This is a genomic window from Paracidovorax anthurii (assembly GCF_003269065.1).
Taxonomy (GTDB): Bacteria; Pseudomonadota; Gammaproteobacteria; order Burkholderiales; family Burkholderiaceae_C; genus Paracidovorax; species Paracidovorax anthurii.
The window spans coordinates 49,899-64,457 of record NZ_QLTA01000015.1 but is presented as its reverse complement, the minus strand read 5'-3'; the positions used below and the strand labels follow the sequence as shown (position 1 = coordinate 64,457).

The 14,559-nt window shown below is 70.9% G+C and carries 14 protein-coding genes; 6 read left to right on the top strand and 8 right to left on the bottom strand.

The annotated features are described in order from the left end of the window. Positions 1-62 precede the first annotated feature (62 nt). Together AX018_RS09725 and AX018_RS09720 are read left to right on the top strand one after the other, a co-directional pair. Positions 63-665: an SIS domain-containing protein gene (locus AX018_RS09725; protein WP_111877090.1), complete on the top strand. Its 603-nt coding sequence runs from the start codon at positions 63-65 to the stop codon at positions 663-665. Continuing rightward, positions 662-1,333: a BON domain-containing protein gene (locus AX018_RS09720; RefSeq protein WP_111877089.1), complete on the top strand. Its 672-nt coding sequence runs from the start codon at positions 662-664 to the stop codon at positions 1,331-1,333. The genes AX018_RS09725 and AX018_RS09720 overlap by 4 nt, the downstream gene beginning before the upstream one ends. Positions 1,334-1,409: 76 nt before the next feature. Here the strand turns inward: AX018_RS09720 and AX018_RS09715 are convergent, their stop codons facing one another. From AX018_RS09715 to AX018_RS09700, 4 genes are all read right to left on the bottom strand, one after another. Beyond that, positions 1,410-2,345: an NAD(P)-dependent oxidoreductase gene (locus AX018_RS09715; protein ID WP_111877088.1), complete on the bottom strand. Its 936-nt coding sequence runs from the start codon at positions 2,343-2,345 to the stop codon at positions 1,410-1,412. Between the two features lie 78 nt (positions 2,346-2,423). After that, the gene (locus tag AX018_RS09710) at positions 2,424-3,560 is read right to left on the bottom strand and encodes a PilT/PilU family type 4a pilus ATPase (RefSeq protein WP_111877087.1); all 1,137 of its coding nucleotides are present in this window, start codon (positions 3,558-3,560) and stop codon (positions 2,424-2,426) included. Between the two features lie 33 nt (positions 3,561-3,593). Next, positions 3,594-4,232 carry a cyclic nucleotide-binding domain-containing protein gene (locus AX018_RS09705; RefSeq protein ID WP_111877086.1) on the bottom strand — a complete coding sequence of 213 codons (639 nt, stop codon included), beginning with the start codon at positions 4,230-4,232 and terminating at the stop codon, positions 3,594-3,596. Between the two features lie 71 nt (positions 4,233-4,303). After that, positions 4,304-5,347, bottom strand: coding sequence for a type IV pilus twitching motility protein PilT (locus tag AX018_RS09700; protein WP_111877085.1), 1,044 nt, complete (start codon positions 5,345-5,347; stop codon positions 4,304-4,306). Between the two features lie 40 nt (positions 5,348-5,387). Here AX018_RS09700 and AX018_RS09695 point away from each other — a divergent pair, with 40 nt between their 5' ends. After that, the gene (locus AX018_RS09695; RefSeq protein WP_111877084.1) at positions 5,388-6,113 is read left to right on the top strand and encodes a YggS family pyridoxal phosphate-dependent enzyme; all 726 of its coding nucleotides are present in this window, start codon (positions 5,388-5,390) and stop codon (positions 6,111-6,113) included. Positions 6,114-6,218: 105 nt separating this feature from the next. On the opposite strand, the gene ltaE is transcribed toward AX018_RS09695, so the two are convergent. Then, positions 6,219-7,283 (bottom strand): low-specificity L-threonine aldolase, encoded by a 1,065-nt coding sequence (gene ltaE, locus AX018_RS09690; RefSeq protein WP_111877083.1) that lies wholly within the window; start codon positions 7,281-7,283, stop codon positions 6,219-6,221. 318 nt (positions 7,284-7,601) lie between these two features. Here ltaE and AX018_RS09685 point away from each other — a divergent pair, with 318 nt between their 5' ends. Continuing rightward, a complete protein-coding gene (locus tag AX018_RS09685; RefSeq protein ID WP_111877082.1) occupies positions 7,602-8,735 on the top strand; it encodes an aminotransferase class V-fold PLP-dependent enzyme in 1,134 nt (377 codons plus the stop codon). Between the two features lie 76 nt (positions 8,736-8,811). Next, a complete protein-coding gene (locus AX018_RS09680) occupies positions 8,812-10,239 on the top strand; it encodes a DUF445 domain-containing protein (protein ID WP_111877081.1) in 1,428 nt (475 codons plus the stop codon). A gap of 57 nt (positions 10,240-10,296) precedes the next feature. On the opposite strand, the gene AX018_RS09675 is transcribed toward AX018_RS09680, so the two are convergent. Beyond that, positions 10,297-10,725 carry an XRE family transcriptional regulator gene (locus AX018_RS09675; protein ID WP_111877080.1) on the bottom strand — a complete coding sequence of 143 codons (429 nt, stop codon included), beginning with the start codon at positions 10,723-10,725 and terminating at the stop codon, positions 10,297-10,299. A gap of 187 nt (positions 10,726-10,912) precedes the next feature. Continuing rightward, complete coding sequence (locus AX018_RS09670; protein ID WP_111877079.1) at positions 10,913-11,341, bottom strand: XRE family transcriptional regulator; 429 nt, start codon at positions 11,339-11,341, stop codon at positions 10,913-10,915. A 349-nt stretch (positions 11,342-11,690) separates the two neighbouring features. On the opposite strand from AX018_RS09670, the gene AX018_RS09665 reads away from it, so the two are divergent. After that, positions 11,691-12,803: a hypothetical protein gene (locus AX018_RS09665; protein ID WP_111877078.1), complete on the top strand. Its 1,113-nt coding sequence runs from the start codon at positions 11,691-11,693 to the stop codon at positions 12,801-12,803. Between the two features lie 45 nt (positions 12,804-12,848). On the opposite strand, the gene AX018_RS09660 is transcribed toward AX018_RS09665, so the two are convergent. Further along, complete coding sequence (locus AX018_RS09660; protein ID WP_111877077.1) at positions 12,849-14,369, bottom strand: FAD-linked oxidase C-terminal domain-containing protein; 1,521 nt, start codon at positions 14,367-14,369, stop codon at positions 12,849-12,851. Between the last annotated feature and the right edge of the window lie 190 nt (positions 14,370-14,559).

Here is a 14,559-nt window from a genome sequence, read left to right as displayed (position 1 = left end):
GGCGTCCCGCATCAACCCTTTGCTACAAAAGCGATAACACCCGGCAGTTATCATCGCGCTCCATGCTCGAGCAACGCATTCAACAGCATTTCATCGACAGCGCGGATCTCAAGTACCAGGCTGCGCAACTTCTCAGCCAGCCGATCGGATCGGCCGTGCAGGCCATCCTGGCCTGCGTCACGAGCGGCGCCAAGGTGCTGGCCTGCGGCAGCGGCACGTCGTCTGCGCAGGCCCGCCAGTTCGCCGCGCTCTGCGTGGCCGGCTTCGAGCGCGAGCGGCCCGAGCTGGCGGCCGTCGCGCTGGAGCCGGACGCCCTCTGGGCCACGCCGGGCGCGCCGGGTGGCGACGCGCAGGTGCTGGCGCGCCAGGTCCGGGCGCTGGGGCAGGCGGGCGATGTCCTGCTGGCGGTGTCCGATGGCGGCGCCGGCTCGGATGCCGCGCTGGTGGAGGCCGCCGAGGCCGCCCACGAGCGCGACATGACCGTGGTCGCCCTCACGGGGCGCTCCGGCGGCGCGCTGGCAGGCCTGCTGCGCGAGACCGACGTGCTGATCAGCGTCCCCCACGACCGCGCCGCCCGCGTGCGCGAGGTCCACGCGCTCGTGCTGCACTGCCTGTGCGATGGCGTGGATGCCCAGTTATTTGGTGAACAGGAGATACCGCTATGACCTTGCAGACGATGACCCGTACCGCCAGCGCCGTGCTGGCCGCCGTGGCCCTCGGGACGGCGCTTTCGGCGTGCGCGCCCCTGGTGATCGGAGGCGCCGCGATGGGCACCCTGATGGCCGCCGACCGGCGTACCGCCGGCACGCAGGTGGAGGACGAGGGCATCGAGATGCGCGCCGGCAACCGGCTGCGCGATGCCTTCGGCGAGCGCGTGCACGTGAACGTGACGAGCTACAACCGCCAGGTCCTGCTGACCGGCGAGGTGCCCTCGCAGCAGGATCGGGAGCGCGCGGAGCAGACGGTGCTGGCCGTCGAGAACGTGCGTTCGGTGGTGAACGATCTGGCCGTGATGCCCGCGACCACGTTCACGCAGCGCTCCAACGACACGCTGATCACCGGCAAGGTGCGCGCGAGCCTCGTGGATGCCAAGGACCTGTTCGCGTCCGCGTTCAAGGTGGTCACCGAGCGCAACACGGTCTACCTCATGGGCCGCGTCACGCAGCGCGAAGCCGATCGCGCGACCGAGATCACGCGCGGCGTGAACGACGTGCGCAAGGTGGTGCGCGTGTTCGAGATCATCACGCAGGAAGAGCTGGAGCGCGGCTTCGCGCAGCAGCCGCAGCGCCCCGCGCCGGTGACGACCGATCCGGCGGCGACGCAGTCGCGCTGACCGCGGCCTGCCGCCTTCCGGGCCCCGTGCATTTCGCAGGCGCGCATGGCGCCCCGCGGGCACGGGGTTTTTGCCGTCAGGCGCCGGGCTTTTTGCGGCCCAGGCGCGTGATGAGGCTGGAGGTGTCCCAGCGGCCGCCGCCGGCCTGTTGCACGTCGGCGTAGAACTGGTCCACCAGGGCCGTCGCCGGCAGGCGCGCGCCGTTGCGGTGGGCCTCGTCCAGCACCAGCCCGAGGTCCTTGCGCATCCAGTCCACGGCGAAGCCGAAGTCGAAGCGGCCCTCGACCATGGTCTTGCCGCGGTTGTCCATCTGCCAGCTCTGCGCGGCGCCCTTGCCGATCACGTCGAGTACCAGCGCCATGTCCAGGCCCGCGTGCTGGCCGAAGGCGATGGCTTCCGACAGCCCCTGCACGAGGCCAGCGATGCAGATCTGGTTGACCATCTTGGCGAGCTGGCCGGCGCCGCTGTCGCCGATGCGGGTGAAGGCGCGCGAGAAGGCCAGGGCCGTGGGGCGCACGGCCTCGAAGGCGTCCGCGTCGCCGCCGCACATGACGGTGAGCTGGCCGTTCTGCGCGCCGGCCTGGCCGCCCGAGACGGGGGCGTCGATGAAGCGCAGCCCCAGGGTGCGGGCGGCGGCATCCAGCTCGCGGGCCACCTCGGCCGAGGCGGTGGTGTGGTCCACGAAGAGGGCGCCGGGCTGCATGCCGGCGAAGGCGCCGTCGGCGCCCAGCACGACGGAGCGCAGGTCGTCATCGTTGCCCACGCAGCAAAAGACGATGTCGGCGCCCTGGGCCGCCTCGCGGGGCGTTGGGGCATGTTTTGCGCCCGATGTCGCCGAGAATTCTGCACACCATGCTATTGATTTGGTAGCGGTCCGGTTGTAGACGGTGACCTGGTGGCCGGCGAGCGCCAGGTGCCCCGCCATGGGATAGCCCATGACGCCCAGGCCCAGGAAGGCGACCTTGCGCGCAGGGGTGGCGTCGTAGCTGCGCGGATTCGTGCTGGATGGCATGGGGAGTCTCCTGTGGCGTGGATCGTGACAAAAGAAAAACCCGCCGGGCAAGGGCGGGCGGATGGGTGAGGGGGGGGGTCAGACGATCGCGAAGTGCTCGGTGCCTGACGCCAGGTCGGTGGTCTTGGCGCGCTGGCTGCCGAGCTTGATCTGCAGGCGCAGGTCGTTGAGCGAGTCGGCGTTGCGCAGGGCGTCTTCGTAGCTGATGACGTTGGCCTCGAACAGGTCGAAGAGCGACTGGTCGAAGGTCTGCATGCCCAGGTTGCGGCTCTTCTTCATGATCTCCTTGATCTCGGCGACCTCGCCCTTGAAGATCAGGTCGGCGATGAGCGGCGTGTTGAGCATGACCTCCACCGCCGCGGCGCGGCCCTTGCCGTCCTGCTTGGGGATGAGGCGCTGCGACACCATGGCGCGCAGGTTCAGCGACAGGTCCATGAGCAGCTGCGCGCGGCGCTCTTCGGGGAAGAAGTTGATGATCCGGTCCAGCGCCTGGTTGGCGCTGTTGGCGTGCAGCGTGGCCAGGCACAGGTGGCCGGTCTCGGAGAAGGCTACCGCGTGCTCCATGGTCTCGCGGTCGCGGATTTCGCCCATCAGGATCACGTCGGGGGCCTGCCGCAGCGTGTTCTTGAGGGCGGCTTCCCAGCTGTCGGTATCGAGGCCCACCTCGCGCTGCGTGATCACGCAGTTCTTGTGCGGGTGCACGAATTCGATCGGGTCTTCCACGGTGATGATGTGGCCGAAGGAGTTCTCGTTGCGCCAGTCCACCATGGCCGCGAGCGTGGTGGACTTGCCCGAGCCGGTCGCGCCCACCAGGATGCACAGCCCGCGCTTGGCCATCGTGATTTCCTTGAGCACCTGCGGCACGCCCAGGCCGTCGATGGTGGGCAGGGTGAGCGGAATCGTGCGCAGCACCATGCCGACGCGGCCCTGCTGGATGAAGGCATTGACGCGGAAGCGCCCGATGCCGGCCGGCGAGATGGCGAAATTGCACTCCTTGGTGCGCTCGAAATCCGCCACCTGCTTGTCGCTCATGATGGCCCGCGCCAGGGTGAGCGTGTGGGCGGGGGTGAGCGGCTGCGGAGAAACCTTGGTGACCTTGCCATCCACCTTGATGGCGGGCGGGAATTCCGCCGTGATGAACAGGTCGCTGCCGCCGCGGCTCACCATGAGCTTGAGCAGGTCGTTGATGAATTTGCTGGCCTGATCGCGTTCCATGCGTGTTTCTCCGGTCGGTCCGCTGGGGCCGTTCTACCGTTGATTGTCACTCAGGCGGGCGCTCACGACGCGCAGGCGCAGCGACAGTTTGCGCGCGAGCAACGCCACCAGGCTGGCGGCGAGCTGGGGGTCCTTGGCCATCATGTCGTCCAGCGCCTCGGCGCTGAGCACGGCGATCTCGCAGTCGGTGAGCGTGGTGCAGGCGGAGAAGCGGATGCCGCTGTCGAGCAGCGACATCTCGCCCAGGATGTCGCCCGGGCGCGTCTCGGCCAGGCGCAGGTGCTCGCCCCAGGGCTGGACGCGGTCCACGGCGATGGTGCCGGTGAGCAGCACGACCATGAAGTTGCCGTATTCGTCCTGCCGGATCACGTCGCGGCTCGCGGGCACCGCCGCGAACTGGAAGAAGCGCTCCATGCGCTCGACCGCGCTCGCGTCCAGGTGCGCCATGTAGCGGTCCTTGGACCAGAGTGCCTGCAGCAGCTTGCCGCCCCGGCTCTCGGCCAGGCGCTGGGCACCGATCTCGCCGGCGCGTGCCTCCCAGGGCACCAGCATGGAGGTGTCCACGCCCTGGCCGGCGAACGCCGTGGTGAAGAAGACCGAGTCGCTGCCGCCTTCGCCGCTGGGCTTGTTGCCGAGGGTCTTGGCTTTGAGCAGGCGAAGGATGCCTTTCATGGGAAGTGCTCCGGTGCGCGGCGGTGATTCCGCCGCGGGGGGTCAAAAAGGAAGGGCCGGCGGCCCGCCGGTCAGCCCGGGAAGTTCTCGGGGATCTTGGCCTTGCCGCGGGCTTCCGCGGGACTGATGATGTTGCGCCGGACGAGGTCGATGAGGTTCTGGTCCAGCGTCTGCATGCCCACGCTGCTGCTGGTCTGGATGGTGGAGTACATCTGCGCCACCTTGGCCTCGCGGATCAGGTTGCGGATGGCGCTGGTGCCCAGCATGATCTCGTGCGCGGCAACCCGGCCCTGGCCGTCCTTGGTCTTGCACAGCGTCTGCGAGATCACGGCCTGCAGCGATTCGGAGAGCATGGCGCGCACCATTTCCTTCTCTTCGGCGGGGAACACGTCGATGATCCGGTCGATGGTCTTGGCGGCGCTGGAGGTGTGCAGGGTGCCGAACACGAGGTGGCCCGTCTCGGCGGCGGTCATGGCGAGGCGGATGGTTTCGAGGTCGCGCATTTCGCCCACGAGGATGGCGTCAGGATCTTCGCGCAGCGCGGATTTCAGCGCGGCCGCGAACGACAGCGTCATCGGCCCCACCTCGCGCTGGTTGATCAGGCACTTCTTGGACTCGTGCACGAATTCGATCGGGTCCTCCACCGTGAGGATGTGGCCGTACTCGGTTTCGTTGAGGTGGTTGACCATGGCGGCCAGCGTGGTGGACTTGCCCGAGCCCGTGGGGCCCGTCACCAGCACGAGGCCGCGCGGCTTGAGCGCGAGGTCGGCGAAGATCTTGGGCGCGTTCAGCTGCTCCAGCGTGAGGATCTTGCTCGGGATGGTCCGGAACACGGCGGCCGCGCCGCGGTTCTGGTTGAAGGCGTTGACGCGGAAGCGGGCGAGGCCCTCGATCTCGAAGGAGAAGTCCACCTCCAGGAACTCTTCGTACACCTTGCGCTGCGCGTCGCTCATGATGTCGTACACCATGGCGTGGACGGTCTTGTGGTCCAGTGCATCGACGTTGATGCGCCGCACGTCCCCGTGGACCCGGATCATCGGCGGCAGCCCTGCGGACAGGTGCAGGTCGGAGGCCTTGTTCTTCACGCTGAAAGCGAGCAGTTGGGTGATGTCCACGAGAGCCCTTGGTCGTTTGGTACGCTAGAGAGCAAGCATTATGACGACGATTGATAACAACATCCAAGGGGTTTCGGACCGCATCGCGCGGGCCTGCGAGGCGGCCGGACGGCCCGTTTCACAGGTGCGGCTGCTGGCCGTTTCCAAGACATTCGGCCCGCACGCGGTGCGCGAGGCGGCGATCGCCGGGCAGCGCGCTTTCGGCGAGAACTACATCCAGGAGGCGGTGGAGAAGATGGCCGCCCTGCGCGGCCCCGGGGCAGGCTTGCCCGCGCCGCTGGAGTGGCACTGCATCGGCCCGGTGCAGAGCAACAAGACGCGGCTGGTGGCCGAGCACTTCGACTGGGTGCACACGGTGGACCGGCTCAAGACCGCCGAGCGCCTCTCGCAGCAGCGGCCGACGCACCTGCCGCCGCTGCAGGTGTGCATCCAGGTGAACGTGGACGGCGGCGCCACCAAGGCCGGCGTGCCGCCCGCGCAGGCCGAGGCCCTCGCGCGCGCCGTGGCGCGGCTGCCGGCGCTGCGGCTGCGGGGGCTGATGGGCATTCCCGAGCCCGCGCCGGATTTCGCGGCGCAGCTTGCCGTGCACCTGCGGGCCCGGGCGCTGTTCGACCAGTTGCGCGCGGCCGGCGGCGAGGGCATGGAGGTGTTCGACACGCTTTCGCTGGGCATGACGGCGGACCTGGAGGCCGCCATCCACGCCGGCAGCACCCTGGTGCGCGTGGGCAGCGGGATCTTCGGCGCGCGGACGTATCCAGCGCCCTGAGCGGGCCCCGGTGCGCCCCCTTGGGAGCGTTTCAGGGGTGAAACGCTTCCATGTCGCCGTATTTATTGGTTTGTTTGCTATATAAAGAATAGCAAAAGACAGACATCAGCCACTGAACTGTTCCACGCAGGCCAGCGTATGGGCCACGTCCTCCGGGCCCACGTTGAGGTGGGTGACCCAGCGCAGGCGGATCTGGCCGCCGCAGAGGCTGCGCGTCACGCACACGCCGTGGTGCGCCAGCCACGCCATGAGCGCCGGGGCGATGTCGGAGTGCACGTCGGTGAAGAGGATGTTGGTGTGGGCCGAGGCCACGGCCAGGCGCCGGCGCAGCACGGGGTGGCTGCGGCCCGCTTCGGCCAGGCCCTCGGCCAGCGTGCGCAGCAGGGCGTGGTCGTCGGCCAGGCGGCGCACGTGGTGGTCCAGCGCGTAGTGGCCGGCCGCCGCCAGCATGCCGATCTGCCGCATCGAGCCGCCCAGCATCTTGCGCGTGCGCCGCGCGTGGGCGATGAAGTCGTGCGTGCCCAGCAGCAGCGAGCCCACGGGCGCGCCCAGGCCCTTGCTGAGGCAGACCGAGGCGGAGTCGAAGTGCATGCAGATGGTGCGCGCCTCGTCGTACACGTCGGTGCCGTGGGCCGTGGCGTTGGCCGCGGCGGCGTTGAAGAGGCGGGCGCCATCGAGGTGCATGGAGAGGTCGCGGCTGCGCGCGAGCTGCGCCACGTCGGCGATGTAGGGGTTGGGCAGCACCTGGCCGCTGGCGGTGTTTTCCAGCACCACGAGGCGGGTGCGCGCGAAGTGCGGATCGTCGGGCTTGATGGCCGCCGCGATGTCGCGCAGGCACAGGGTGCCGTCGGCCCGGTTCTCGATGGGCTGCGGCTGGATGGAGCCCAGCGCCGCCATGCCGCCGCCTTCCCAGCGGTAGGTGTGCCAGTTCTGGCCCACGATGGCCTCGTCGCCGCGCTGGCAGTGGCCCATGAGGGCGATCAGGTTGGCCTGCGTGCCGCTGGGGGTGAACAGCGCGGCATCGAAGCCGAGCATCTGCGCGGCGTGCTCCTGCAGCGCGTTGACGGAGGGGTCGTCGCCGAAGACGTCATCGCCCAGCAGCGCGTGCTGCATGGCCTCGCGCATGGCCGGGGTGGGGTGGGTGACGGTGTCGCTGCGAAAGTCGTGCATGGGGGCAGGCTCCAGGGGCGTGTCGGGGAGGGGGGCTAAGGGGCGTGCGGTCCGGTGGGGGACGGGAGCGGAGGAAGAGTGCGGGCGGCGGAAGCGGGGGCTTGGGGGAAGACCTGCGTGGACAGCGTGATGGTAGCCGTGGCGGTGGCCGCCTGCGCGCTGCGCAGCGCATTTCCGGGCAAACCCCTGGGGCGGGGCCCCCGGGGCGCGGGTGTAAGCTGCACCGCTTCCGCCGCGCGGCGGCCGCCCCGGGCCACGGGGCGCGGCGCCGCGCGGCTCGTCCGGAAGTCCGAAGCTTTTTCAAGGAGACGCCCCGCCATGCCCGGTCTGTTGCCCGATGTCGATCCCGATGGCCTGCTCGAGTTTTCGGTGGTGTACACCGACCGCGCGCTCAACCACATGTCCCGGCGCTTCACCGGCGTGATGCAGGACATCCTCGCCACGCTCAAGTCGGTGTACGGCGCGCACACGGCGGTGCTGGTGCCCGGCAGCGGCACCTTCGGCATGGAGGCCGTGGCGCGCCAGTTCGCCAACCGCGAGAAGGTGCTGATCGTGCGCAACGGCTGGTTCAGCTACCGCTGGAGCCAGATCTTCGATGCGGGCGCCCTCGGTGGCGGCGCGGTGGTGTGCCAGGCGCGCCGCCAGGGCGAGGGCCCGCAGGCGCCCTGGGCGCCGTGCCCGGCCGAGGAGGTGGCGGCCGCGATCCGCGCCGAGCGCCCCCGGGTGGTGTTCGCGCCGCACGTGGAGACGGCCAGCGGCATCCTCCTGCCGGACGACTACCTGCGCGCCGTGGCCGAGGCCGCGCACGAGGTGGGCGCGCTCTTCGTGCTCGACTGCGTGGCCTCCGGCGCGGTGTGGGTGGACATGCGGTCCACGGGCGTGGATGTGCTCATCTCCGCGCCGCAAAAAGGCTGGAGCGGCTCGCCCTGCTGCGCGATGGTGATGCTGAGCGAACGCGCGCGCCAGGCGATCGAGGGCACGCAAAGCTCCAGCTTCTCGTGCGATCTCAAGAAGTGGATGCAGATCGCCGAGGGCTACGAGCGCGGCCAGCACGCCTACCACACGACCATGCCCACCGATGCGCTGGTGAAGCTGCGCGACGTGATGCTCGAGACCCGTGACTACGGCTTCGACCGCGTGCGCGCCGAGCAGATCGGGCTGGGCGCGAAGGTGCGCGCGCTGCTGGAGTCGCGCGGCTTTCCGAGCGTGGCGGCCGAGGGCTGGAAGGCCCCGGGCGTGGTGGTCAGCTACACCACCGACCCCGGCATCCAGAGCGGCCGGAAGTTCCTCGACGCGGGCCTGCAGACCGCCGCCGGCGTGCCGCTGCAGTGCGGCGAGGGCGCGGACTTCCAGACCTTCCGCATCGGCCTCTTCGGGCTGGAGAAGTGGCACCACGCGGACCGCACCGTGGGTCACCTCGCCGCCGCGCTGGACCGCGTGGCGCCGCACTGAGCCGGCGCCGGTTCGCCGCCGCGCGCGGGCAACCGTCTTACGCCGCGCGCGGGCCGCGCGGGGCTATTCTCGGGGGATGGACAGCAGCAGTCGCAACCGCAGCGCCGGCGAGGGCGGCCTCCGCCCGGCCGGGGAGACCCCCGGGGCCGCCGGGAACCTGTTCGCGGGCCTGTCCCCCGAGGGCGACGACCCCGGGCCCTCGCCGGCCGCCACTGAGCGCGCGGTGCTGCTGGCGCGGTCCAAGTGGCTGGCCACCGGCCTGCTGCTGGCCGTGGCGGGGGTGTTCGCCGCCACGTACGCCTTCCCGCCGAGCCTGGCCGTGGAATGCATCCGCGCGATGTCCGAGGCCGCCATGGTGGGCGCGCTGGCCGACTGGTTCGCGGTGTCGGCCCTGTTCCGGCGCATTCCGCTGCCCTGGGTGCAGCGCCACACGGACATCATCGCGCGCAACAAGGACCGCATCGGCGGCAATCTGGCCGTGTTCGTGCGCGACAAGTTCCTCGACGCCCCGACCCTCGTCACGCTGATCCGCCGGCACGACCCGGCGGACATGCTCGCGCAGTGGCTCACCTCGCCGGGCAATGCCCAGTTGCTGGGTCGGCAGGTGGCGCGGCTGGCGCTGGCGGCGCTGGACACGGTGGAAGACGCGCGGATCCAGCGCTTCATGAACCAGGCCGCGCGCGCGCTCGTGGGCCAGCTCGACCTCTCGCGCACCATGGCCGCGGCGCTGGAGACGCTCACCCACGGCGGGCGCCACCAGGTGCTGCTCGACGACCTGCTCGCGCGCGTGACGCTGCTGCTGCGCGCGCCCGAGACCCGCACCTTCATTGCCGAAACCATCGTGCAGTGGATCAAGCGCGAGCACCCGCTCAAGGAAAAAGTGCTGCCCACCGACTGGCTGAGCGGCAAGGGCGCGGGCGCCATCGCGCAGGCCATCGACAGCCTGCTCGCCGAGGTGGCGAGCGACCCCTCGCACCAGTTGCGCGGCACGCTCGACACCGCGGTGCAGCGCCTCGTCGCCCGCCTGCAGACCGACCCGGAATGGGAGCGGCGCGGCCACGAGCTGCGCGAATACCTGCAGAACGACGACACCCTGGGCCGCTACGTGCAGGAGCTGTGGACCGGCCTGCGCGAGCGGCTGCAAAAGGACCTGGCCGACGAGGATTCCGAGGTGTCGCGCAAGGTGGCCGCCATGGGCCAGTGGCTGGGCATGGCGCTGGCGGGCGACCCGGCGCTGCGCGTGCGCCTCAATGTGCGCCTGCAGATCTGGGCCACGCAGGTGGCGCCCGACCTGTCGCAGTTCGTCGCCGAGCACATCCGCAGCACGGTGGACCGCTGGGACGCCAAGGAGATGGCGCGCCTCGTGGAACTGCACATCGGCAGCGACCTGCAGTTCATCCGCATCAACGGCACCGTGGTGGGCGGGCTCATCGGGCTGCTGCTGTTCGCGCTCTCGCACGCGCCCGAGCTGGTGCAGGGCGTGCAGGCCTGGATCGGGGGGTGATGCCCGGCCCGGGCACCCGGCGGCCGAACGCCGGGCCCTCGGGTCGTGAGCACGTTCTCAGTCTTCCTTGCTGCGCTTGGCCTCGCCGGCCTCATGCGCGCGGGCGATGGCCAGGATGACCTCCCGCGCGAGGCGGCGCTGGGGCACGGGCAGCTTCAGGTAGATGTCGAACAGCTCGCGGTCGTCGTAGCCCATGCCCGCGTGCCACTTGTGGATGGGCTCGCTCGTCCCGCGCTGGGCGGCGCTGCCCGGGTCCACGAAGTCCTCGATGCGCACCTGGAGCCATTGGGCGAGGGTGGTCAGCTTGCGCGGGCCCGGCATGGTTTCGCCCAGCAGCCAGCGGCGCACGCCGTGCAGCGTCATGGGCTTGCCCCAGTGGCGGGTGTTGAACTCCCGCTCCAGCACCGAGGGCTTGGCCTCGTACCCTGCCTTTTCCATTGCCTCCCGCAACTTCCGGGCGAATTTTTGTTTTGCTTCATCCTGCATGCGGTCACGCTAGGCACCGCTGGAGCGCGTGGCGTGACTCGCATGGCGAGTTACGGTCGCAGCGTGATCGCAGGTTCAGTTGCGTTCGTGACCAGGGGGTTGGCAGCCCCGGTGCGCGCCGCGCCGCAGGACCCGCGATGATGGCCTGGTTCGCCGTCGCGCGCCATGGGGCGCCGTGTCCGGGAGATCAGCTGCCGCCGCGGAGCGCCTCGTCGGCCTCGTGCGCGCGGGCGATGGCCAGGATGACCTCGCGGGCGAGGCGCCGCTGCGGCACGGGCAGCCGCAGGTACACGTCGAAGAGCTTGCGATCGTCGTAGCCCATGCCGGAGTGCCAGAGCGCGGACGGCTCCGTGGCGCGCGGCGCGGTGGCGGGGGTGTCGGCAACGCCCAGGAAGTCCTGGATCGGCACCTGCAGCCACTGCGCCAGCGTGGCGAGCTTGCGGGGGTCTGGCAGGGTTTCGCCGCACAGCCAGCGCCGCACGCCGTGCAGGCTCATGGGCTTGCCCCAATGGCGGGTGTTGAATTCCCGCTCCAAAACCGAGGGTCGGGCCTCGTAACCGGCCCTTTCCATAGCATTCCGTAACTTCTCGGCAAACTTTTGCTTTGCATCCTGCATGCAGTCACGCTAGATGGATGGCTGCATAAGTGCGTAATTCCAATATATAGTCACCAGATTGACGTGATTCATGGTTACGCAATGGCGGGCAAGGGGCCTGCGGATGCGGTGGCGGTCGATTCAGGAGGTGGCGCATGGGAGGCAATGGCGGCATGGGCACGGGGGAAGCGGTGCCGGGCCGAGGGCGGACAAGGGCGGGGTGCGCGGGGGCGCGTTCCGGCCATGGGCCGTCGGGGGGCTTGATGTTGTGCATGGGCGGGGGCGGCTGTCACCCCGCACGGAGCGAGTTTCCGTCCCTCGGGGCGGCGGCCCGTCCGGGACGGGCCCCGCGCGGGCGGGAGGGCGGGGCATGAACGGCATGGACACGGCGCTGGCGGCGCCGCGCAAGAGGGCGTGGCCGGAAGCGGCGGTCGGGGCGGGGCGCCCCTGGGTGGGCGAGCGGCCGGGCTCGCCCCGGGAGATGGTCGAGAACGCCGTCGCGCGGCTGCGCATCGCCTGGAGCGTAGGAGACCCGGACCTGACCGCCGACCACTGGATCGCCTCGGCCGAGTGGTCGTTCCGTGACCTGGCCCAGGCGCTGGAGGCGCGGCGGCGCGAGGTGGGCGCCCGGCTGGCGGCCCTGGGCGCGGCCCGGCTGCATGCCCAGGGCCGCAGCCTTGATGCGGTGGTGGCGCTGGCGCGGCGGCTGCCGGCGCGCCAGCTCTTCGGCCGGGCGCTGCCCAGCGGCGGGGTGCCGCGCCTGGAGGATCTGGTCACCACGGCCTGCCGCGCGGCCGGGTTGCTGGACTACGGCTGGCAGGGTCTGTCGGCCCCGGCCATGGCCGCGTGGGCGCTGGGCCACGGAACGGGCCGCATCGGCGTGGCGGCGGAGAACCCCACGGTGGCCTGGCTGGGCGGCGGGGCCGTGGCCCCGGCCACCGCCGAGGGGCCGTCCCTGGTGATGGATGGCGCCATCGACGTTCCCGTGCTGCGTGCGCTGCGGGCCAGCATCGAGGGCCGGCTGGACGAGGCGCTGTCGATCGCCCGCGTGCATTCGGCGCTGCTGCAGGACGCGGCCGAGCAGGTGGAGTGCGCGGCTGCCGCGCTGGACGCGATCGATCTGCGGGTGCAGGAGGTCACCTGGGTGCTGGGCCGCCTGGAGGCCCGCCTGGGCCCCGTGGTCCACCACGTGCGGCAGGTGCTGGATGCGCGGGAGGCGGTGCGCTCCGTGCCCCGGCCCCCGTTCCCGGGCGCCGTGCCGGGGGCGGACGGCGGCGTGGCGCCACCGGCGCCGGCGGGGTTGCCGGCGCCCCCAACGGTGCCGGAGCCCATCGCCCGCGAGACCCTGGAGCCCCTGGCCCTGCTGGGCGCGGCCCTGTTCCGCGCTTCGACGGTGCACATCCTGGACGACATGGGCCGGCTTACGCGGCAGAGCGGCGAGACGGTGGCCGCCATGCGCCGCCTGCTGCTCACCGTGGCGTAAGAACGTGTTCACGATCTCCCAGGGGTCGCGCAGCGGTGCCGCATCTCAAAACCGGGGCAGGTCCGGGTGCGCGATGCGGCCGCCGCGCACGAGCATCTTTCCGTACTCGGCGCAGCGGTTCAGCGTGGGGATGACCTTGCCGGGGTTGAGCAGTCCGGCCGGGTCGAACGCGGCCTTGAGCGCGAGCATCTGTGCGTTCTCCTCCGTGGTGAACTGCGTGCACATGCTGTTGAGCTTCTCCACGCCCACGCCGTGCTCGCCGGTCACGGTGCCGCCCATGGCCACGCTGGTCTCCAGGATGTCGGCGCCGAAGCGTTCGCAGCGGTGCAGTTGGTCGGGATCGTTGGCGTCGAACAGGATGAGGGGGTGCAGGTTGCCGTCGCCCGCGTGGAACACGTTGGCGCAGCGCAGGCCGTATTTCTGCTCCATCGCCTGGATGGCCAGCAGGATGTCGGCCAGGCGCTTCCTCGGGATGGTGGAGTCCATGCACATGTAGTCGGGGCTCATGCGGCCGCTGGCGGGGAAGGCGTTCTTGCGGCCGCTCCAGAAGCGCAGGCGCTCGGCCTCGTCGCGGCTCACGGCGATGGCGGTGGCGCCGGCCGCGCGCAGCACCTCGCTCATGCGGGCGATCTCTTCCTCCACCTCTTCGGGCGTGCCGTCGGATTCGCACAGCAGGATGGCCTCGGCCGCGAGGTCGTAGCCGGCCTGCACGAAGTCCTCGACGGCGGCGGTCATGGGCTTGTCCATCATCTCCAGCCCGGCGGGGATGATGCCGGCGGCGATCACGGCAGCCACGGCATCGCCTGCGCGGCGCACGTCGCCGAAGCTGGCCATGATGCAGCGCGCGAGCTGCGGCTTCGGGATCAGCCGCACGGTGACCTCCAGCGCCACGGCCAGCATGCCCTCGCTGCCGATCATGGCGGCCAGCAGGTCGTAGCCCGGGGTGTCGAGCGCCTCGCTGCCGAACGTGACCGGCTCGCCCTCGGCCGTGAAGCCGCGCACGCGCAGCACGTTGTGCACGGTGAGGCCGTATTTCAGGCAGTGCACGCCGCCCGAGTTCTCGGCCACGTTGCCGCCGATGGTGCAGGCGATCTGGCTCGACGGGTCGGGCGCGTAGTAGAGCCCGTGGGGCGCGGCGGCCTCGCTGATGGCGAGGTTGCGCACGCCGCACTGCACGCGCGCGGTGCGCGCCACGGGGTCCACGCCGAGGATGCGGTTGAAGCGGGCCAGCGACAGCGTCACGCCGCGCGCATGCGGCATGGCCCCGCCCGAGAGGCCCGTGCCCGCGCCGCGCGCCACCACCGGCACGCCGAGCGCATGGCAGGTGCGCAGCACGGCCTGCACCTGCGCCTCGGTCTCGGGCAGGGCCACCACCAGCGGGCGCTGGCGGTAGGCCGTGAGGCCGTCGCATTCATAGGGCGTGGTGTCCTCCGCGTGCCAGAGCAGCGCATGGGCCGGCAGGTGGGCGCCGAGCGCCTGGACGACCGCTGCCTGCAGGGCGGCGGGCTCCGGGGTGCCGGGCAGCGAAGAGGGGGACGCGGGTGCAGAAGGAAGGGCTGCGCTCATGCCCGCCACTGTAGGGGAAGGCTGTGCGCGCTGCGTGAGTTTTCTTGCACGGCCGCGTGAAATGCCGGGGCAGGGCGGGGCGGCGCCTGCGGGGCCGCTCCGCCTCAGAACGTGTTCACGATCTCCCAGGGGTCGCGCAGTGGCGTGTGCGGGTGGGATGCAAGGCGCGGTGCGCCGCCCATCGCCCGGC

Excerpts from the sequence above, each read along its gene's own strand:
- AX018_RS09725 (WP_111877090.1), top strand. The coding sequence starts at position 63 with ATGCTCGAGCAACGCATTCAACAGCATTTCATCGACAGCGCGGATCTC.
- AX018_RS09720 (WP_111877089.1), top strand. The coding sequence starts at position 662 with ATGACCTTGCAGACGATGACCCGTACCGCCAGCGCCGTGCTGGCCGCC.
- AX018_RS09715 (WP_111877088.1), bottom strand. The coding sequence starts at position 2,345 with ATGCCATCCAGCACGAATCCGCGCAGCTACGACGCCACCCCTGCGCGC.
- AX018_RS09710 (WP_111877087.1), bottom strand. The coding sequence starts at position 3,560 with ATGGAACGCGATCAGGCCAGCAAATTCATCAACGACCTGCTCAAGCTC.
- AX018_RS09705 (WP_111877086.1), bottom strand. The coding sequence starts at position 4,232 with ATGAAAGGCATCCTTCGCCTGCTCAAAGCCAAGACCCTCGGCAACAAG.
- AX018_RS09695 (WP_111877084.1), top strand. The coding sequence starts at position 5,388 with ATGACGACGATTGATAACAACATCCAAGGGGTTTCGGACCGCATCGCG.
- ltaE (WP_111877083.1), bottom strand. The coding sequence starts at position 7,283 with ATGCACGACTTTCGCAGCGACACCGTCACCCACCCCACCCCGGCCATG.
- AX018_RS09685 (WP_111877082.1), top strand. The coding sequence starts at position 7,602 with ATGCCCGGTCTGTTGCCCGATGTCGATCCCGATGGCCTGCTCGAGTTT.
- AX018_RS09680 (WP_111877081.1), top strand. The coding sequence starts at position 8,812 with ATGGACAGCAGCAGTCGCAACCGCAGCGCCGGCGAGGGCGGCCTCCGC.
- AX018_RS09675 (WP_111877080.1), bottom strand. The coding sequence starts at position 10,725 with ATGCAGGATGAAGCAAAACAAAAATTCGCCCGGAAGTTGCGGGAGGCA.
- AX018_RS09670 (WP_111877079.1), bottom strand. The coding sequence starts at position 11,341 with ATGCAGGATGCAAAGCAAAAGTTTGCCGAGAAGTTACGGAATGCTATG.
- AX018_RS09665 (WP_111877078.1), top strand. The coding sequence starts at position 11,691 with ATGAACGGCATGGACACGGCGCTGGCGGCGCCGCGCAAGAGGGCGTGG.
- AX018_RS09660 (WP_111877077.1), bottom strand. The coding sequence starts at position 14,369 with ATGAGCGCAGCCCTTCCTTCTGCACCCGCGTCCCCCTCTTCGCTGCCC.